At 64.0% G+C, this 18,837-nt stretch carries 20 protein-coding genes; 3 read left to right on the forward strand and 17 right to left on the reverse strand.

The annotated features are described in order from the left end of the window. Positions 1-16: 16 nt before the first annotated feature. Positions 17-1,009 carry a DMT family transporter gene (locus CWS72_RS03135; protein ID WP_101249098.1) on the forward strand — a complete coding sequence of 331 codons (993 nt, stop codon included), beginning with the start codon at positions 17-19 and terminating at the stop codon, positions 1,007-1,009. Positions 1,010-1,094: 85 nt separating this feature from the next. Beyond that, positions 1,095-1,976, forward strand: a complete 882-nt coding sequence (locus tag CWS72_RS03140) for a LysR substrate-binding domain-containing protein (protein WP_101249099.1) — start codon at positions 1,095-1,097, stop codon at positions 1,974-1,976. A gap of 10 nt (positions 1,977-1,986) precedes the next feature. Here CWS72_RS03140 and CWS72_RS03145 read toward each other — a convergent pair whose 3' ends face one another. From CWS72_RS03145 to CWS72_RS03225, 17 genes are all read right to left on the reverse strand, one after another. Continuing rightward, the gene (locus tag CWS72_RS03145) at positions 1,987-3,009 is read right to left on the reverse strand and encodes a zinc-binding alcohol dehydrogenase family protein (protein WP_101249229.1); all 1,023 of its coding nucleotides are present in this window, start codon (positions 3,007-3,009) and stop codon (positions 1,987-1,989) included. A 14-nt stretch (positions 3,010-3,023) separates the two neighbouring features. Further along, complete coding sequence (locus tag CWS72_RS03150) at positions 3,024-4,016, reverse strand: zinc-dependent alcohol dehydrogenase family protein (RefSeq protein ID WP_101249100.1); 993 nt, start codon at positions 4,014-4,016, stop codon at positions 3,024-3,026. A 481-nt stretch (positions 4,017-4,497) separates the two neighbouring features. Then, positions 4,498-4,911 carry a hypothetical protein gene (locus CWS72_RS03155; protein WP_101249101.1) on the reverse strand — a complete coding sequence of 138 codons (414 nt, stop codon included), beginning with the start codon at positions 4,909-4,911 and terminating at the stop codon, positions 4,498-4,500. Between the two features lie 172 nt (positions 4,912-5,083). Further along, positions 5,084-5,398, reverse strand: a complete 315-nt coding sequence (gene hmuQ, locus CWS72_RS03160) for a heme-degrading protein HmuQ (RefSeq protein ID WP_101249102.1) — start codon at positions 5,396-5,398, stop codon at positions 5,084-5,086. A 269-nt stretch (positions 5,399-5,667) separates the two neighbouring features. Next, positions 5,668-7,095 carry an NADH-quinone oxidoreductase subunit N gene (locus CWS72_RS03165; protein WP_101249103.1) on the reverse strand — a complete coding sequence of 476 codons (1,428 nt, stop codon included), beginning with the start codon at positions 7,093-7,095 and terminating at the stop codon, positions 5,668-5,670. Positions 7,096-7,107: 12 nt separating this feature from the next. Further along, positions 7,108-8,646, reverse strand: coding sequence for a complex I subunit 4 family protein (locus tag CWS72_RS03170; RefSeq protein WP_101249104.1), 1,539 nt, complete (start codon positions 8,644-8,646; stop codon positions 7,108-7,110). A 6-nt stretch (positions 8,647-8,652) separates the two neighbouring features. After that, positions 8,653-10,440, reverse strand: coding sequence for a Na(+)/H(+) antiporter subunit D (locus CWS72_RS03175; RefSeq protein WP_101249105.1), 1,788 nt, complete (start codon positions 10,438-10,440; stop codon positions 8,653-8,655). Then, the gene (locus tag CWS72_RS03180; RefSeq protein WP_199175524.1) at positions 10,427-10,684 is read right to left on the reverse strand and encodes a hypothetical protein; all 258 of its coding nucleotides are present in this window, start codon (positions 10,682-10,684) and stop codon (positions 10,427-10,429) included. The genes CWS72_RS03175 and CWS72_RS03180 overlap by 14 nt, the downstream gene beginning before the upstream one ends. Before the next feature lie 9 nt (positions 10,685-10,693). Further along, positions 10,694-12,181, reverse strand: coding sequence for a monovalent cation/H+ antiporter subunit D family protein (locus CWS72_RS03185; protein ID WP_101249107.1), 1,488 nt, complete (start codon positions 12,179-12,181; stop codon positions 10,694-10,696). Between the two features lie 4 nt (positions 12,182-12,185). Beyond that, a complete protein-coding gene (gene nuoK / locus CWS72_RS03190; RefSeq protein WP_101249108.1) occupies positions 12,186-12,494 on the reverse strand; it encodes an NADH-quinone oxidoreductase subunit NuoK in 309 nt (102 codons plus the stop codon). After that, a complete protein-coding gene (locus CWS72_RS03195; protein ID WP_101249109.1) occupies positions 12,491-13,000 on the reverse strand; it encodes an NADH-quinone oxidoreductase subunit J family protein in 510 nt (169 codons plus the stop codon). Before CWS72_RS03195 ends, nuoK begins: the two co-directional genes overlap by 4 nt. Positions 13,001-13,002: 2 nt before the next feature. Next, on the reverse strand, positions 13,003-13,563 hold the full coding sequence (locus CWS72_RS03200; RefSeq protein ID WP_101249110.1) for a 4Fe-4S binding protein: 561 nt from the start codon (positions 13,561-13,563) through the stop codon (positions 13,003-13,005). Positions 13,564-13,583: 20 nt separating this feature from the next. Continuing rightward, positions 13,584-14,564, reverse strand: coding sequence for an NADH-quinone oxidoreductase subunit NuoH (gene nuoH, locus CWS72_RS03205; RefSeq protein ID WP_101249111.1), 981 nt, complete (start codon positions 14,562-14,564; stop codon positions 13,584-13,586). Between the two features lie 5 nt (positions 14,565-14,569). Further along, positions 14,570-15,733, reverse strand: coding sequence for an NADH-quinone oxidoreductase subunit D (locus CWS72_RS03210; RefSeq protein WP_101249112.1), 1,164 nt, complete (start codon positions 15,731-15,733; stop codon positions 14,570-14,572). 34 nt (positions 15,734-15,767) lie between these two features. Next, positions 15,768-16,295 carry an NADH-quinone oxidoreductase subunit C gene (locus CWS72_RS03215; RefSeq protein ID WP_146002604.1) on the reverse strand — a complete coding sequence of 176 codons (528 nt, stop codon included), beginning with the start codon at positions 16,293-16,295 and terminating at the stop codon, positions 15,768-15,770. Continuing rightward, the gene (locus CWS72_RS03220) at positions 16,292-16,849 is read right to left on the reverse strand and encodes an NADH-quinone oxidoreductase subunit B (RefSeq protein ID WP_101249114.1); all 558 of its coding nucleotides are present in this window, start codon (positions 16,847-16,849) and stop codon (positions 16,292-16,294) included. Before CWS72_RS03220 ends, CWS72_RS03215 begins: the two co-directional genes overlap by 4 nt. Then, a complete protein-coding gene (locus tag CWS72_RS03225; RefSeq protein WP_101249115.1) occupies positions 16,825-17,205 on the reverse strand; it encodes an NADH-quinone oxidoreductase subunit A in 381 nt (126 codons plus the stop codon). The genes CWS72_RS03220 and CWS72_RS03225 overlap by 25 nt, the downstream gene beginning before the upstream one ends. A 468-nt stretch (positions 17,206-17,673) precedes the next feature. Between CWS72_RS03225 and ald the strand changes: the two genes are divergently transcribed. Then, positions 17,674-18,792, forward strand: a complete 1,119-nt coding sequence (gene ald, locus CWS72_RS03230; protein WP_101249116.1) for an alanine dehydrogenase — start codon at positions 17,674-17,676, stop codon at positions 18,790-18,792. Positions 18,793-18,837: the final 45 nt, after the last annotated feature.

Below are 18,837 nucleotides of genomic sequence, written 5' to 3' on the forward strand. Positions count from 1 at the left end.
CGCCGGAGTCCTGGCCATGTCCGTCACCACCCCGACCGGGGCTTATGCCGCCGTTCCCAGGGTCACCATCACGCAATCGGCCCCCTGGCTGACGGTCATGGTGCTGTTCTGGGGCCTGAGCTGGCCGGCGATGAAACTGGCCGTCGGCGTGGTCCCGCCGCTGTGGCTGTCGGCCATCCGTTTCGGCAGCGCCTCGGCCTGCCTGTTCGCCCTGCTGGCCTTGCGCGGCGGCATCCGGCTGCCGCCGCGGGCGGACTGGCCCATTCTGGCCAGTATCGGCGGGTTGCAGATGATGGCCTTCACCGCCCTGGGCCTGACCGCCATGCAATATACCGATGCCGGGCGGGCCGCCGTGCTGGGCTACACCACGCCGCTCTGGGGCGTGCTGGCCGCCTGGGCCTTCGCCGGGCAGCGCCCCACCGCCTGGCAAGGCTCGGCGCTGGCGGTCGGCATGTCGGGGGTGGCGCTGATCTGTTCGCCGCTGGAAATGGACTGGGGCAACCCCAATGTGGTCAAGGGCAACCTGTTCCTGTTGCTGGCGGCCATCTGCTGGTCGCTGGTGATCCTGCATGTCCGCCGCCACCGTTTCATGTCGCGGCCCATCGACCTGGCGCCGTGGCAGATGCTGTTCGCCGCCATTCCGCTGGCGGCGGCGGCCCTGGTCTGGGAGGGCGTGCCCAGCCGGGTGGAATGGACGCCCGACCTGCTGGCGCTGCTGGCCTATATCGGTCCGGTGGCCACCTCGGCCTGTTTCGTCATTTCCACCGACCATGGCCGGCGCATCAGCACCTTCGCCATGTCCAACGTCACCATGGGCGTTCCCATCGTCGGGGTGTTGTCGTCTTCCGCCCTGCTGGGCGAGCACATCACCCGCCCGCTGGGATGCGGCATGGTCCTGATCGTCGCCGGGACCGTTCTGGCCGCCCTGGCCGTGCGACGCAAGGCCGTCAGCGATTCGATGGCGGCCGAGCGCAACGGCCGGCAAAGACGGGCCTGCGCCATGGGATGACGAAATCGCGGGCTGGCATTCTAAAATAAAAACGAATAAATATTGTCTTATCAATTCGTTTTTTAGCTATGTGCGCGAGGATCCCATGCGCTACCCCGATCTGGAGATCGATCTGCTTCGCGCCTTTGTCGCGGTGGTGGAAACCGGCAGCTTCACGGGCGCGGCCGAGGCGGTGGGGCGGTCGCAATCGGCGATCAGCCAGAAGGTGCTGCGGCTGGAGGAAATCCTCGACCGGCGGGTATTCAATCGGACCAGCCGGTCGATGAGCCTGACCCGCGAAGGCGAGCGCCTGCTGGCCGCCGCCCGGCAGCTTCTGGAATTCAACGATTCGCTGCTGCGCGACTTGCGTGAACCGGATACGGCGGGCACGCTGCGCCTCGGCATTTCCGAGGATTTCATTCCGGCCCAACTTCCCGCCCTGCTCGCCCGGTTCGGCCGCATCTATCCCGGCGTCCACCTTGAATTGATGACCGGCCTGAGCTGCCGGTTGCTGGAAGCTTATGACGGCGGGCTGCTGGACGCGGTCATCGCCAAAAAGGATGGGGCGGCGCAACGCGGCCGGGTGATCTGGCGCGAACCCCTGGTGTGGATGGCGGCGGCGGATTACCAGTCCGATCCCGCCCGGCCGGTGCGGCTGGTGATGCTGCCCCCGCCCTGTACCTACCGCGAGCTGATGATCTCCTCGCTGGACGGCCTCCGCCGCGACTGGGTGGCGGCCTGCACGGCGAGCAGCCTGATGGGCATTCAGGCGGCGGTGGCAGGCGGGCTGGGCGTCACCGTCCTCGGCCGTTCCTTCGTTCAGCCCCACATGCAGATCCTGCGCAGTCCCGAGCTTTGGCCGGTGCTGCCGATGACCGAGATCGTCGTCGTCGGCGAGGAGGGCCAGGGCGCCGCCCTGGTGCGGTCCCTGGTCGATTTCCTGACCGAGAGCCTGTCGGGGAACGAGGCCCTGCTGCGGGTCTCGTGAGGGCAGCCGATCAGCGGTCCCAGGCGCCGGTCAGGACTGTCTTTCCCCTGGCGCGGCCGCTTTCCACCAGGGCGTGGACCCGGCGCAGATTGGCGGCGGTGAGGGGGCCGGCCTCGTCGGTCAGGGTGGTGCGCAAGGTGCCGGCGTCCACCAGTTCGGCGACCTGGCCCAGCAGCTGATGCTGGGCGATCATGTCCGGCGTCTCGTAAAGTGAACGGGTGAACATCAGTTCCCAATGCACCGAGACGCTTTTGCGCTTCAGCGGGGCGATGTCCAGAACCTCCGGATCGTCGATCAGGGCGAGCCGCCCCTGGGGGGCGATGATCTCGCCGATGACCGGCAGGTTCCTGTCGCTGGCGGTCAGGCTGGCCACATAGTCCACCTGGGCGATGTCCAGGGCCTTCAACTGGCCGGGCAGGGAGGCATGGTGATCGATGACATGGTGCGCCCCCATCTCCCGGCACCAGGCGATGGTCTCGGAGCGCGAGGCGGTGGCGATGACGGTCAGGCCGGTCAGCCGGCGGGCCAGTTGGATCAGGATCGAGCCGACGCCTCCGGCGCCGTTGATGATCAGCAGCGATTTGCCCGGGCCGGACTCCGTCCGGGTGACGGCCAGCCGTTCGAACAGCAGTTCCCAGGCGGTGATGGAGGTCAGGGGCAGCGCCGCCGCCTCGGTAAAGGACAGCGAACGGGGCTTCCCGCCCACCAGACGCTCATCGACCAGTTGGAATTCCGCGTTGCTGCCCGGACGGGTGATGGCGCCGGCGTAATAGACCTCGTCGCCGGGGCGGAACAGGGTGACCCGGGCGCCCACCGCCTCGACCACGCCGGCGGCGTCGAAGCCGAGCACGCGGGCCTCCCCCGCCGGCGGCAGGGCGCCGGCCCGCAGCTTCACATCCACGGGATTGACCGAAACGGCCCGCACCGAGACCAGCAGGTCGCGGGGGCCCGGCTGGGGCTTGGGCAGGTCGAGGTCCACCAATGCGTCATCGTCGGTGATGGGCAGGCAGGCGCGATATCCAATGGCCTTCATGATCGCGGTGTCCTTCAAGTCTCGGGTTGAATGTCGATGACCACCTTGCCCCGGGCCTTGCCCGAGCCGAGATGGCGATGGGCGTCGGCGGCGGTTTCCAGCGTGAAGCGGGCGGGATCGATCAGCGGGCGCAGCCGGCCTTCGTCGGCAAGGGCGGCCACCCGGCGCAGGATGTCGCCATGGGCTTCGCGGCCCGTTCCCTCCAGCATGGGCAGCAGCATGAACACCACATGCAGCGACAGGGCCTTGGCATGCAGCGGCGCCAGATCGGCGGTGGTGCGGGCGTTGGTGGTGGCGATCCGGCCATGGCTGGCCGCCGCCGCGAAGGAATTGGCCAGGTTGGCGCCACCGACCGTGTCGAATACCAGGTCGAATCCCCGCCCGCCGGTCAGGCGCCGAACATAGGACGCCACCTCCTCCTCGCGGAAATTGATGGTGTCGTCCGCGCCCAGATCCCGGGCGATGGCGGCCGCCTCGGCCGAGGACACGCTGGCCGCCACCCGGGCTCCCCTGGCTTTGGCCAATTGGACGGCCACATGGCCGACGCCGCCGGTGCCGCCGTGGATCAGCACATGGTCCGCCGCCGCGAGCGCCGTCCGTTCCAACCCTTCCCAGGCGGTGATGGACACCAGGGGCAGGGCGGCGGCTTCACGCATGGACAAGGTCCGGGGTTTATGGGCGACCAATCTGGCGTCGGCCACGATATAGTCCGCCAGGGTTCCGCCATGGCCGCGCACGCCGCCAGCGCAGCCGAACACCTGGTCGCCGGGGCGGAAGCCCTGGACATCGGGCGCCACCGCCTCCACGGTCCCGGCGAGATCGGCGCCCAGGATGGCCGGCAGATCCGGTCCGATGGGCAGCCCCTCGCGGATCTTGATGTCGATGGGATTGACCGACGCGGCATGGATGCGAAGCAGGACGGTTCCCGGTTTCAATGCGGGTTTCGCCACGTCCGTCAGCTTGAAATTCTCCGGGCCGCCGTGCCCGGTCAGGATTTGTGCGCGCATGGAAGCCCTCCGCTGATTTCACGGCAAGCCTCTCTCAGCGGGATTAAAAAACAAAACGAATAAATATTATTTTTGTTATCAGGAAAGCGAATTGATCGGGGCGTAGGCGTCACATGGAATCTTAGGGTTTGGAGCGATAACTTCGCGACACGCCCTCGGGCGGGTGGACATTTGGCAATCGGCCAGATTCTCTTCGTCCTCTTGATCGTTCCGGTGCGCTCCAGCTTTTGATGAACCACCAAGGCACCAAGACACCAAGGCGTCTTTCGGATCATCCGGCTGCGGTCAATCTGCGCCGCAGGCATTCGGTCGACAGTCGATGACGGGACGGGAAAATGCCGGTGCTATACCGCCACCTTGGTGCCTTGGTGGTTCAAAATATTCGGGGTTTCCTTTCATGCCATTGGGGAGCCAGAGGCAACGGGAGAAGTCTTAAGGTGCCCCATCAAGAGGGCATGGCCGTCATGAATGTCCACGCGCCCTAAGACAGCCCCGCCCCGTCGGCGTGGCCCGCCTTCCTTCGCCGCCGGCCGTCCGGCGATCGGCTGTGATAGACATAAAGAAAGATCAGGCCCGCCGGCGCGATGAAAACGGCCACGAACCAGCACATCCACATGGTGAGGAATTTGAAGAGCAGGAGAACGAGGGCGTTCATATAGAACTTGTTCCTGCCCAGGATGAAACTCACCAGGCCTTCATAGGCGAAGCGGGAATAGGGATAGAGCAGGGTATTGGCGACGACGACCAGCCAGGCGTGAGGCGTCACGGTGGGCGGATGCGGACAGTTCACCAGGATCAGGATGAAGATCCCCGGAAAGATCAGGGCGAAGACGAACTGCCGGAAATAATAATAGGCCGACAGTCCCCCGAAGGTCTTGGCGATCACCGAACGCATCTCGGCCCCCCTTATGGCCCCTAATACCAACTCCCGGTGATCGGAACCGATCACCTCTGCCCTCAATCGCCGGGCGGGTTTCTCCGAAACCCTGGGCTTCGCGCCAATGATGGCGCGGGCCCTCAATGGGCCAGACCAAGTTTCGATGAGTTATCCTCATCGAAACTTGGTATTACGACGTGATTTCCTGCACCACGTCGAATCCTTCGAACTGCGGCGGCCCCAGATACAGGCCGGAGGAGCGGCTGGTGCCGCCATGGGCGCGGCGGAAGGCTTCCGAGCGGGTCCAGTCCTCGAAATGTTGGCGCGACTCCCAGACGGTGTGGGAGGCGAACAGGACGTAATCGTCGGCGGCCGGTCCGCGCAGCAGGTGAAAGGCGATGAAGCCGGGAAGGCCGGGCAGATGGCTGTCCCGCTCCTTCCAGATCCGCTCGAATTCGTCTTCCTTGCCGATGGTGATGCGGAAGCGGTTCATCGCGATAAACATGCCGGGCGCTCCTTAACCTGAAAGGGAGGAACGGCCACTGTAGCCGAGCGGACCGGCGGAGGGGAGGGGGGATCGCCCCTCCCCCAACAGGCCCTTAAGCCCGAGCGGCGCTTGAGCCCGCTGGAGCGGAGCGGCAGCGTCATATGAAACTAAGGGATTGGAGCGATTATTTCGCGACAAGCCCTTAAGCCCGAGCGGCGCTTGAGCCCGCCGGAGCGGAAGCGTCATATGAAACTAAGGGATTGGAGCGATTATTTCGCGACAAGCCCTTAGCGGATCACCCCTTGGCCGGCGGCGATGGCCAGGTCGAAGACCGGGCTGGGCAGCAGGCCGAGGATCAGCACGACGGCGCTCAAAATTCCGGCGCCGACAAGGCTGAAGGCGCTGGTGTCGGGTTCGGCCGAGCCGGCGGCCACGGTTTCCTCGGTATAGGCGTGGCGGACCAGCGACAGATAGTAGTAGATGGCGAAGGCGCTGTTCACCGCCAGCGTGATCACCAGCCAGTTGTAGCCGTGGTTCCAGGCCGAGGTGATGAGGAACAGCTTGCCGATGAAGCCGACCGACGGCGGCAGACCGACCAGGGCGAAGGCGCCGACGGCCAGCGCGAAGGCTAGCACCGGGGCCCGCTTGTAAAGCCCGTTCAGATCGTCGAGCTTGAGATTGCGTCCGTCGGACGCGACGCGGCTGACCACCCAGAAGGCCAGCAGATTCATCGCCACATAGGCCAGCGCGTAGAAGGCCGCCGCCGCCATCCCCTCGGCGGTGCCGGACACCAGGCCGACCATCACATAGCCAGCATGGGCCACCGAGGAAAAGCCCAGGATCCGCTTCACATCCTTCTGGGCCAGCGCGCTCAGATTGCCCAGCGTCATCGAGATGGCGCCCAGCCAGGCCAGCAGGGTGGTGATCTCCAGGCCCGGCGTCAGGAAGGCCGACAGCCGCACCAGCACCACCACGGCGCCCAGTTTGGGCAGGGTGGCGGCGAAGGTCGCCGTCTCGTTGCTGGTGCCCTGATAGACGTCCGGGCACCAGAAATGGAAGGGAAACAGCGCCAGTTTGTAGAACATCCCGCCCAGGAACAGCGCCAGGCCGATGACCGCCTGCGGCGAGTTGGCCCAGGTCCAGGATTTGCCCGTCAGTTCGGCGATGTAGGTGGTGTGCTGGCCGGCCAGCACGTAGGACAGGCCGTAAAGGGCCAGCGCCGTGGCCACCGCGCCGAACAGGATGTATTTGATGCCCGCTTCCGCCGCGCCCTTGTCGCGGGCGCGCAGCGAAATCACCGTATAGAGGCTGTAGGACGACAGTTCCAGGGCCAGATAGAGGGTGAACAGCTCGGTGGAGGAGGAAAGCAGCATCAAGCCTTCCGCCGACAGGGCCAGGAACAGGAAATAATCGCTGCGCTTGTTCTCGGGCAGGGTCGGCTGGCGCGAGGCGTTGGAGACGGTGACGAAAAAGCCGATGGCGATGGCCAGTTTGAAGAACTGCGACAGCGCGTCGACCTGGTAGACGTCATGGAACAGCAGTCCGCGCGCCGGGAAGCCGGCGACGGCGGCGACGATGCCCAGGGCGGCGAACAGCGGAACCCAGCGGCCGGGGCGGGGTCCCTTGGCGCCGTCGCCCATGCTTTGCAGGAACAGCGCCAGAATCAGCAGAAACTGGAAGAGTTCCGGAATGATCAAGGCCGGATGCAAATTCACGACGCTCTCTCCCTAGTTTTTCGTGGCCGGCGCAACGGCGCCGGCAAGGCCGGCGAGGGCGTTCGCCGGAACATGGTCCAGCACCGCCACCCGGCGCTGGTCGTAATCGGCCAACAGCTTGTCGACCGAGGGGGTGATCATCTGGAAGAACAGGCTGGGCGCCAGGCCGATGTAGAAGACCATCACCGCCGGCACCACCAGGAACAGCCATTCGCGGGGGCTGAGATCGCTCCACTCCTTGGCCGCCGACGGCTGGCCCCAGGCCAGCTTGAGGCCGACGCGGAACATGTAGGCGGTGGACAGCAGGGCGCCGGGCACCAGCAGCAGGCCGACCAGCAGGCTATGCTGGAAGGCGCCGACGAAGACCAGGATCTCGCCGACGAAGCCGTTGGTCGCCGGGAAACCGAAGGAGGCCAGCGAGAACAGGCCCCAGAAGAACATGAAGGCCGGCATATATTTGCCCAAGCCCAGGATCTTCTTGATCTCGCGGCTGTGGCTGCGCTCGTAGACGGCGCCGATCATCATGAACAGGCCGCCGGTCACCACGCCGTGGTTCAGCATCTGGAACAGCGCGCCTTCGACGCCCCGCTGGTTGAACAGGAAGATGCCCAGCGTGACGAAGCCCATATGGCCGACCGAGGAATAGGCGACCAGCTTCTTGATGTCGCTCTGGCCCAGGGCCACCGCGCCGCCGTAGAGGATCGAGGCCACCGAAACGACGATCATCATCGGCGCGAAATATTCACTGGCCGCCGGTGTCAGCGGCAGGCAGAAGCGCAGGAAGCCGTAGGTTCCCATCTTCAGCAGGATGGCCGCGAGGATGACCGATCCGGCAGCCGGGGCCTGCACATGGGCGGCCGGCAGCCAGGTGTGGAAGGGGAACATCGGCACCTTGATGGCGAAGGCCAGGGCCATAGCCAGGAAGCACAGGATCTGGAAGCGGAAGCCGAAGGTCCGTTGCATCAGTTCGGGGATCGAGAAGGTGCCGCCCTCGATGCGGAAGGCGACGATGGCGACCAGAAGCAGGGTCGAGCCGGCCAGCGTGTAGAGGAAGAACTTGATCGAGGCGTACCGGCGCTGATCGCCGCCCCAGACGGCGATCAACAGATACATCGGGATCAGCATGGCTTCCCAGAAGACGTAGAACAGCACCAGATCCATGGCGGTGAAGACGCCGATACAGGCCGAGGTCATCACCAGCAGGCAGAAATGGAACTCCTTCGTCCGCTTGGCGATGCCGGTCCAGGAACACAGCACGCAGAGCGGCAGGGTGGCCAGGGTCAGCCAGACCATCAGGATGCTGATGCCGTCGACCGCCAAGTAATATTGCAGACCCCACTGCGGCACCCAGGACAGGCGCTCGACGAACTGGAAGTCGGCGCCCATGCGGAAAGCCGTCAGCGGCAACGCCAGGACGATTTCGAGAAGGGAGGCGGCCAGGGTGAATTTGCGCACCAGCCCGTCGCCCTTGATGAAGAACAGAGCCGCCGCCGCCAGAAGCGGCAGGACGATCAGGCTGCTGAGAACCGGAAAGGGGAAAACCAACGCCATCACTCCTTAACCCAGGTACCAGACCAAGCCGAAAATCAGAAGGAAGAGCACGCCGGTCATGGCGAGATAGTTCTGCAGATTGCCGCTTTGCAGCTTCGCGCCCAGCCGTCCGACGTCCGACACCGTGATGGCGGACCCGTCGACCATGCAATCGATCACCGAGCGGTCGAACCAGGCGCTGACCCACCCCAGGACTTTCAGGGCGTTCAGGCCGATCACGCGGTAGACCTCGCTCCACAGGCCGTCGATCCAGGCGATCGGCCGGCAGATGACGAACAGCAGGGCCTTGCCGATCAGACGATAGAAATAATCGAAGTCGAGATTGACGCCCGGATGGGTGACGAGGAGGCCGCGCAGCAGATAGGTGGCCAGACCGGCGAAGCCCAGCAGGAGCAGCGCCTGCAAGACGTTCCACGCCGCCCAGGGCTCGTAGGGCACGTCCACCGCATAGGGCAGGAAGTGGTAGAGCATGTCGGGATGGACGCCTTGGGCGATGCACAGGACGGCGGCCAGGGCCATGCCGGCATACATGTTCCAGGGCAGGGGCTTCCAGACCGGTTCCGGCCCGGCGTCGGCCGGACGGCGGCGCCAGAAGACGAAATAGGGAAGCCGGATGCCCACGGCGATGAAGGTGCCGACCGTCGCCACTTCGAGGGCCAGGGCGATCGCCGTATGGTGCGCGGCGGCGGTGCCGGCGATGGTCATCGTCTTGGTGACGAAGCCGTTGAACAGCGGCATGCCGGAAATCGACAGCGAGCCCACGGTGAAGAAGAGGGTGATCCACGGCAGGCGGGAGGCCAGGCCGCCCAGCTTTTCCAGCCGGTCGGTGCCCAAACCCTGGATCAGGCAGCCGATGCTCATGAACAACAGGCTTTTGTAAAGGATGTGGGCGTAGGCGTGGGCGGCGGCGCCGTCCAGGGTCATCGCCGTGCCGACGCCGATGCCGACCGCCATGTAGCCGACCTGCGAGATGATGTCATAGGCCAGGATCCGCCGGGCGCTGTTGGCGATGATGGCATGACCGACACCATAAACCGCCATCACCGCGCCGGCCACGGCCAGGATCTCCCAGCCGGCGAAGCCGCGGGCCAGCACATAGACCGCCGTCTTGGTGGTGAAGGCGCACATGAAGACCGCGCCGGCCACGGTGGCGCGCGGATAGGCGTCCGGTAGCCAAGCATGCAGCGGCACCACGGCGGCGTTCACGCAGAAGCCGATGAGGATCAGCCAGTCGTAGAGGGCGGCGCCGTCGGCCGGGATATGGTCGAAGGCGAAACTGCCGGTGGCCTGGTGGCGCAGCAGCAGTCCACCCAGCAGGAACAGTCCGCCGACGGTATGGAAAAGGAAATAACGGAAGCCGGCCAGCGTCGATTCCCGCGACCGGTTCAGGAAAATCAGGAAGGTCGAGCCGATGCTCATCAGCTCCCAGAAGACGAACAGGCTTAGGTAGTCGCCGGCGAAGACCGAGCCGAAGCTGCCCGCCACATAGAGCGAGGCGGCGATGTGGCTGCCCTTGTCGGGGACGTTCAGCGCATAGGTCATGCCGATCAGCGACATCACGGCGAAGACCTGGGCGAAGATCAGCGACAGCCGGTCGACGCGGCCCAGGATCACTTGCTCGCCCAGATAGGGCAGCACCGCGTGAACCCCGGGCGTCATGGTGAAGACGCTCCAGAGGGCGATCACCGGCGGGATCAGCAGCAGCCATTTCCATTGCCGTCCGGGCAGGAACGGCAGGATCACGGCGAGGACCAGAAAGCCCAGGCTGGGATGGAGGAAGCTAGATGTCGCCATAGAAGTCTTCTTTGCGGGCGATGAGAGGACGGACGATCTTTTCGAGGATCAGCAGCAGGACGAAGCCCACGACCAATCCGAAGGCGGCGAAGGCGCCGGGATAGGCATCCCAGCCGAAATGCGCCTCTTCCGGGCGGATCATCAGGTTGAGGCCGAGAAGCAGGACGAGGGCGGCGAAAAACAGGTTCCGCCACAGCCTGTGCTGTTTTCCCAGCCGATCGAACAAGGCGCCGAGACTGCTCATGGCCATTTCCTAATAGTTCCCGAAGACGCGGATGAAGTCCTGAAACATCTGCGGATAGAAGCCGAGGATCAGGGAGACCAGGGCCGTGAAGCAAAGCGGCACGACCATGGTGAGCGGCGCTTCCCGGACATGGTCGATGTCGCTCACCGGCGCCTTGAAGAAGGCGCGGTAGAAGATCGGCACGAAATAGCCGGCGTTGAGTGCCGTCGAGGCGAGAAGGGCGATCATCAGGGCGACCTGGCCGGCCTGCAGGGCGCCGTTGACCAGATACCATTTGGAGACGAAGCCGGCGACCGGGGGCATGCCGATCATCGACAGCGAGGCCAGGCCGAAGGCGCCGAAGGTCCAGGGCATCTTGCGCCCCATGCCGTTCATCTGGCTGATCTTCTTCTGGTGCGTCACCACATAGATGGCGCCGGCGGCGAAGAACAGGGTGATCTTCGAAAAGGCGTGGTTGGCGATATGCAGCAGCCCGCCCTGCACGGCCATCGGGGTCAGGAGCGAGACGCCGATGATGACGTAGGAGAGCTGGCTGACCGTCGAATAGGCGAGCCTGGCCTTGATGTCGTCCTTGGTCAGAGCGATCAGCGAGGCGACGACGATAGTGAAGGCGGCCAGATAGGCGGTGGGCAGGTCGAGCCCCAGACTGTGCATCGTCTCGACGCCGAATCCCGACAGGATGACCCGGCTCAGCGAGAAGACGCCGGCCTTGACCACGGCCACGGCATGCAGAAGGGCGGAGACCGGAGTCGGCGCCACCATGGCCGAGGGCAGCCAGTTGTGGAAGGGCATCAGGGCGGCCTTGGCCAAGCCGCAGAGGAACAGCACGTAGGTCAGCCGCACCAGATTGGGATGATCCGCCACCACCTGGGCCGGGAACATGCCGTCGGTCACCGAGACGAGATTCATCTCCAGCGTGCCGCACAGCACATAGGTCAGCACCATGGCCGGCAGCAGGAACAGCTTCGAGGTGCCCATCAGATAGACCAGATATTTCCGCGCGCCGGCAAAGCCTTCCGCGTCCTGGTGATGGGCGACCAGGGGATAGGTGAAGACGGTGATCACCTCGTAGAAGAGGTAGAGCGTGAAGATGTTGGCGGCGAAGGCGACGCCGAGGGCGCCGAAGATGGCGATGGCGAAGCAGAAATAGTAGCGCGTCTGGGCGTGTTCCTTGAGGCCGCGCATGTAGCCGATGTTGTAGCTGGTGGCCAGGCCCCACAGGAAGGGGGCGATCAGGGCGAAGACCATGCCCAGTCCGTCCAGCGCGAAGGTCACCGTAATCCCCGGAAGGATGGTGAACATCTGGTAGGAATAGACGTGGCCGGCGAGGATGCCCGGCACGAAGGACAGCACCGAAAGGAAGGTCAGCGCGGCGGCGACGAAGGAGACGGCCTCGCGCCGGTTCTCGTTGCCCCGGTTGAACCAGATGGCGAAGGGCGCCAGCGCGGTGAGGCCAAGCGGCAGGAGCAGGCGGGCGCTTTCGATGGAAGCGGGCATGGAGCTATTCTTTCAACGTCGAGATGGCGTCGGTTTCGACGGTGCCGAAACGGCGCGAGACCACGATGATGATGGCGAGAACCAGGGTGGCCTCGGCGGCGGCCAGGCCCATCACCAGAAGCGTTCCCAACTGGCCGAGGACGGCATTGGCCTCGGTGAGCTGGGCGGCGGCGACGATGGACAGTCCGGCGCCGTTCAGCATCAGCTCGACACTGATCAGCATGCCGACCAGGGTGCGGCGCACCACGATGCCGTAAAGGCCGATCACCAGCAGCAGAAGGGCGACCAACTGATAGAGGGTGAGGGCGCTCATTGCTTTTCCTTCCGTTCCCAGGTCAGGACGACGGCGCCTGACATGGCGACCAGGAGAATCAGGGAAATAAGCTCGAAGCTTAATGAGTACTGTTCGAGAAGGCCGGTTCCCAGGGCCGGCAATCCGACTTCCACCGGCAGATCCCTGGCGGCGCCGGGATGGCGGATCAGCACCAGGGCGAGGCCGACGGCCGGTACCAATCCGGCGAGCAGGGCATTGAAGCGGTGCCTGATGGTGACGGGCCGGGCCTCCTCGCCCTCGCCATCGGCGCGGGTCAGCATGACCGAGAAGAAGACCAGCACGCAGACGGCGCCGACATAGATCAGGATCTGCATGAAGGCCAGGAACGGCGTGGCCAGCAGCAGATACATCCCGGCGACGCCGAAGAAGGTGACGACCAGCCCGACCAGGGCGCGGACCAGACTCTTGCTGCTCACCGCGACCAGGGCGCCGCCCAGGATGATCAGGGCGTGAAGGGCGAAAGCGATTTTTGCCAGAATTTCCATGATCAGCGCTCTTGGAGCTTTTGAACCTGTTCCGGCGTCGGCTTCAGCGACCCCGGATAGGGAATGAGCAGGTTGTGCAGGAAGGCATCACGGCTGGTGCCAACGGCATTGAGTTCGTGCGAGAAGGTGAGGCAGCGCGGCGGACAGGCTTCGACGCACATGCCGCACAGGCTGCACAGCGAGAAATCGTTGATCCAGATCACCGGCTCGCGCGGGGCCACCGGGCGCTCGACTTCCTCGCCGCGCGCTTCGGCCTCCTGGAAGGTCTTTTCCTGCTCGGGCGTGATGACCGGCGCCGGGGCCTTGACCACGGTGATGCATTGGGACGGACAGGCGCCGACGCAGATCATGCAGGCCGTGCACTTGGATTTGGTCGCATCCCGGGGATGGGGCACCAGGGCGATGGGGCCGCGATAGCTGTCGGTGAGATCGGTGGGGACCTGCTCGCGCGGGTAATGCACCGTCACCTGGGGCCGGGTGAAGTTGCGGCCGGTGATGCGCAGCCCGACCACCAGGCTCCACAGATCGCCGATCGGCTCGAGGACTTTTCTGATCATGCTCATGATGTTCCGCGAAGCCTTTCCTAGAAGACCTTCATGAGGAAGACCGTCCCCAGAAGATTGAGGGTCGCCAGGGGGATGAGCCATTTCCAATTGATGTTGAGCAACTGGTCGAAGCGTACGCGGGGATAGGTCCAGCGAACCCAGATGAACAAGGCGAGCAAGGCATAGACCTTGATCATGAACCACCACACCCCGTCGATCCCCGGACCTTTCCAGCCGCCGAGGAACAACGCCGTGCAGACGCCGGAAACGACGACCATGTTGGCGTATTCGGCCATGAAGAACATGCCGAAACCCATGCCCGAATATTCGGTGTGGAAGCCGGCGGTCAGTTCGGACTCGGCTTCCGGCAGATCGAAGGGCGCGCGGTTGGTCTCGGCGAAGGCGCAGACCAGGAAGATCAGGAAGGCCAGCGGCTGGGTGACGATGTTCCACTGCCAGGGCCAGGAGCCCTGTCCCTCGACGATGGTCGAGAGATTGAGGCTGCCCTTCTGGAAGGCGATGCAGAGCACGGCCAGCAACAGCGGGATCTCGTAGGCGACCGATTGCGAGACGGTGCGCGCCGCGCCCAGCAAGCCGAACTTGTTGTTCGACGCCCAGCCGGCCAACATGGTCGACAGCACGCCGATGCCGGCGAAGGCCAGGATCAGTAGCAGGCCGAGATTGACCTCCTGGACCGTCACCACCGGCCCGAAGGGCATCGGCACGAACAGCAGCAGGACCGGAAACACGGCGAGCACCGGGGCCATCCAGAACAGGATGGGATCGGCGTTGGTCGGCGTGAAGAGCTGCTTGCCGATCAGTTTTCCGGCGTCGGCCAGAGGTTGGAGAATTCCATGCGGACCGACCTCGAAGGGGCCGGGACGGCGCTGGATATGCCCGGCGCCCTTGCGCTCGGCATAGACCAGGACCAGCACATGGATGCCGACGAAGGCCATGATCGCCACCATGCCGATGACGATATGGATGAGTTCGGAGGGAATTGCCGCGAGGAAAGTCATGGGATTCACCTGTCGATCTCGGGAATGACCAGATCCAGGCTTCCCAGGATGGCCACGGCGTCTGCCAGGATGGTGCCCCGCGCGGCTTCGGCGTAGGCGCTTAGGTTGGAGAAGCAGGGCGAGCGCAGCTTGACCTTGTAGGCGAACTCCCCGCCATTGCTGACCAGATGGACGCCGATCTTGCCGCGCGCCCCTTCAACGGCGAAATAGGATTCGCCCTTGGGCGCCTTCCACAGGACCTTCGGCGCGTTTTTCATCAGCACCGGTCCGGCGGGAAGGGCGGCCAGGGCCTGCTCGATGATGTTCAGGCTCTGCTCCATCTCGTCCATGCGCACCAGGTAGCGGGCCATGGAATCTCCCTCGGTGCGGACGGCGACCTGCCAGTCCAGACCCTCGTAGATGGGGAAATGCTCCGCCTGGCGAACGTCGTAGGCCAGCCCCGAACCGCGCGCCACGGGACCGGTGACGCCATAGCGCCGGCACATGTCGGCGTCCATGACGCCGACGCCTTCCAGGCGCTTCCTCAGGATGACGTTATCGGTAACCAGATCCCGGTACATCGGCAGACGCTCGCGCATCTTCGGGATGAAGTCGCGGACGGTCTCGATGAACTTCTCGCTCAGGTCCGTGCAGACACCGCCGATGCGGAAGGAGGAATGGGTCAGCCGCGATCCCGTGGGCATCTGGAGGATGTCCAGCAGATGTTCGCGATCGTCGAAGGCGTACATGATGGGGGTGATCGCCCCCAGATCCAGCGTGAAGGCGCCCCACCACAGCAGATGCGAGGTGATCCGGTTGATCTCGGTGGTGATGACGCGAATATATTGCGCGCGCTCGGGCACCTCGAAGCCGGCCAGCCGTTCGACGGCGCCGACGAAAGCCCAGTTCCAGCCCAGCGCGTGGCCATAGTCGATGCGCCCGGTGTTGGGGATGAACTGGGAGAGGGTTTTCACCTCGCCCATCTTCTCGTGCATGCGATGCAGGTAGCCCAGCACCGGTTCGGCGCGGATCACATATTCGCCGTCCAGCTCGACGATGACCCGCAAGACGCCGTGGGTCGCCGGATGTTGCGGGCCGAGGTTGAGGATCATCGTGTCCTCGCGGGCGCCCTTCTCGAAGTTCCGATTGTAGAAGTCACCCTCGGTCACGCCCAATTGTTCGTAATGCATGGTCGTTCCTGTCGATCCTTGAGGCCAGTGCCCGTCAAGCCTCGCCCGTCTCGGCCAATTTGGCCGCCGGGGTGAGCAGGGTGAAATCCGCCGCCGCCCGCAGGGGCTCGGCCGGCGGGAACAGATCCCACAGGAAGGCGCGTTGCGCCTCGGTCTTCTGCAGGGGATGCTCGGTCATGTCGGGCGCCAGCAGCAGCGGCACCGGGTTGGGATTGCCGGTGAAGGTGATGCCGTAGAAGTCGGTGGTTTCGCGTTCATGCCATTCGGCGCCCTGGTAGACCGAGGCGATGGATGGCAGTTCCGGCGCCTCGTGCGAGGTGAGCACGCGCAAGGCGACGCGGCCGGGACTGTCTATATGATCGAAGTGATAGACCGCCAGATAGCCTTCCTTGGCGTCGATGGCGGTGAGATCCTCTAGGAAGTAGTTGGCGCGATAGAGCAGTTTGACGGCGGGCAGCAGATCGGATTGCGCCAGGAAAACCGACCAGGCGAGCCCGGTCTTGGCCGGATCGCATTTGACGAGGTACTGAACCTTGATGGTGCCGAACAGGGAGTCGATCATTTCGTCTCTCCCGACGCTTCCGACGCTTCCGGCCACCAGCGGCGCCCCGTGAGCTTCTTCTGGATTTCGAAAAGTCCTTCCAGCAGCGCCTCGGGCCGGGGAGGGCAGCCGGGAACGTAGACGTCGACGGGGATCAGCTTATCGACGCCCTCGACGATGCCGTACTGGTTCTCGAACTTGAAGGGTCCGCCCGAAATGGCGCAGTTGCCGAGCGCCAGGACGAAGCGCGGCGCCGGCATCTGCTCGTAAAGGCGAACCACCGAAGGGGCCATCTTCTTGTTGACCGTGCCGGCGACGATCAGGAGATCGGACTGGCGGGGCGACGGCCGGAACACTTCGGCACCGAAGCGCGAGATGTCGAAGCGGGCCATGCTGGTCGCCATCATCTCGATGGCGCAGCAGGCCAGGCCGAAGGTCATCGGCCACAGCGACATGGCGCGACAGATGTCGAGGACGTCATTGACCGCCTTGATCCGGACGACCGGGGGGACGATATGGGCGCCGCCCTCGGTCTGATAATCGGGGGCGATCAGAGTCGGATCTTGCGTGGCCACGTGAACACCCCTTTCGCCCAGAAATAGACAACCGCCAGACCAAGGAAGAACAGGAAGATCAGAATTTCGAAGAAGGCGTCCCAACCGACGGTCCACCGATATTGGGTAGCGACCGGGAAGAGGTAGAGGACGTCGACGTCGAAGGCGAGGAAGATCAGTGCGTAGACGTAGTAGTTGACGCCGAACCGGCCCCGGGCATTGCCCAGGGGAACGATGCCGCACTCGTAGGGCATGCCCATGTCTCCACCTTTCGCCTTCGGGGCGAGAAGGGATGCCAGGGCTAGTGGGCCACCGGCAAAAAGGGCGCCCAGTACGAGAAAAAGTATGATGGCGAGATGCAGCCAACTGAAGACCATGAGTCGACCCTTTTAGGAAGCTGATCAGTTCATAAGCATATAAAATTATGTTTTATTAACCTTATACTTTCGTATAATTTCTTTAACATATTGGTATTTTTACTAATAATTTTAAGTTAGCCATAAATAATTTTGGCTAATTTGGAGCACTCTGTCTATGCCAGAGATACCTGATGGCTTCCCCTCAATACCTTAACTGCAAATTTTTCATGGCTATTAAGTGATTGTGATCGCGAAGTCAAATCCAGACTGCACGGGCTTCGTTCGCCGATCTCATCGCGTGCGGTATTCGAATACCATCTATGGACTAACCGGTCCAACCGTTTCCATCCGATTGTGCCGCGCTTGGCCAGTAAAATCAGGGACAAGCCGTCCAAGTGCTTCGGTCGGAGATTCTCAAGTTTCGGGGGGACAAAATTTTCTTCCGATCATAAGCTGTTTAAAATTCCAAGACCGGGAGGGAGCGCGATGAAAATAGGTGTTCCGAAAGAGATCAAGATCGGCGAATACCGGGTCGGATTGACCCCGGAAAGCGTCGCCGAAATCGTCAGTCACGATCACGAGGTGCTGGTCGAGACGGGAGCCGGCGCGGGTATCGGCTGCGGTGACGACAGTTACCGCGACGCCGGCGCGGTGGTCGTCGCCAATGTCGCGGCGATCTACGAGGGTGCCGAACTGATCGTCAAGGTCAAGGAGCCGGAAGAGGCCGAGCGGCGCCTGCTGACCGAGAAGCATGTGCTGTTCACCTATCTGCATCTGGCCCCCGATCCGGTTCTGACCAAGGATCTTTTGAACAGTGGGGCCGTCTGTATCGCCTATGAGACGATCACCGACGATCACGGACATTTGCCGTTGCTGGCGCCGATGTCGCAGGTGGCTGGCCGCATGGCCATCCAGGCGGGTGCCAACGCCCTGGAGAAGGCGTGCGGCGGCCGCGGCGTCCTTCTGGGCCGGGTGCCCGGCGTTCGCCCCGCCAAGGTCACCGTGGTGGGCGGTGGCGTGGTCGGCGAAAGCGCCATCGAGACCGCCATCGGCCTGGGGGCCGAGGTGACGGTGCTCGACCCCAACCTGGAATTGCTGGAGCGTTTGGCCAAGCGTTTCGGCTGGGGCCTGCGGACGGTCAAGACCAACCGCTCGGCCATTGCCAGCAGTGTCGCCGAATCCGATCTGGTGGTCGGCGCGGTGTTGATCATGGGAGCGACGACGCCGAAGGTGGTGACCCGCCAGATGGTCGCCGCCATGCGGCCCGGATCGGTGGTGGTCGACGTCTCCATCGACCAGGGCGGTTGCTTCGAAACCAGCCGCCCGACCTCGCATGCCAGCCCGACCTATGTCGAGGAGGGCGTCGTTCATTACTGCGTGGTCAATATGGCCGGCGCCGTGCCTTGGACGGCGACCTACGCCTTGAACAACGCCACTCTGCCCTATGTCCTGCAAATCGCCGACGAGGGATACCGCGCGGCGCTCCTTTCCTCGCCGCATTTCCTGTCGGGTCTCAACGTCCATCACGGATGTCTGACGGAACCCTCGGTTGCGCGCGAACAGAAACTGGCCTTCATGCAGCCCGAGGTCGCCCTGGCCCGGTAAGGCAAAGAACCGTTAGAGGAAGAGGCGGCGGAACAGAAGTGTCCG

The organism is Telmatospirillum siberiense (genome assembly GCF_002845745.1).
GTDB lineage: Bacteria > Pseudomonadota > Alphaproteobacteria > Rhodospirillales > Magnetospirillaceae > Telmatospirillum > Telmatospirillum siberiense.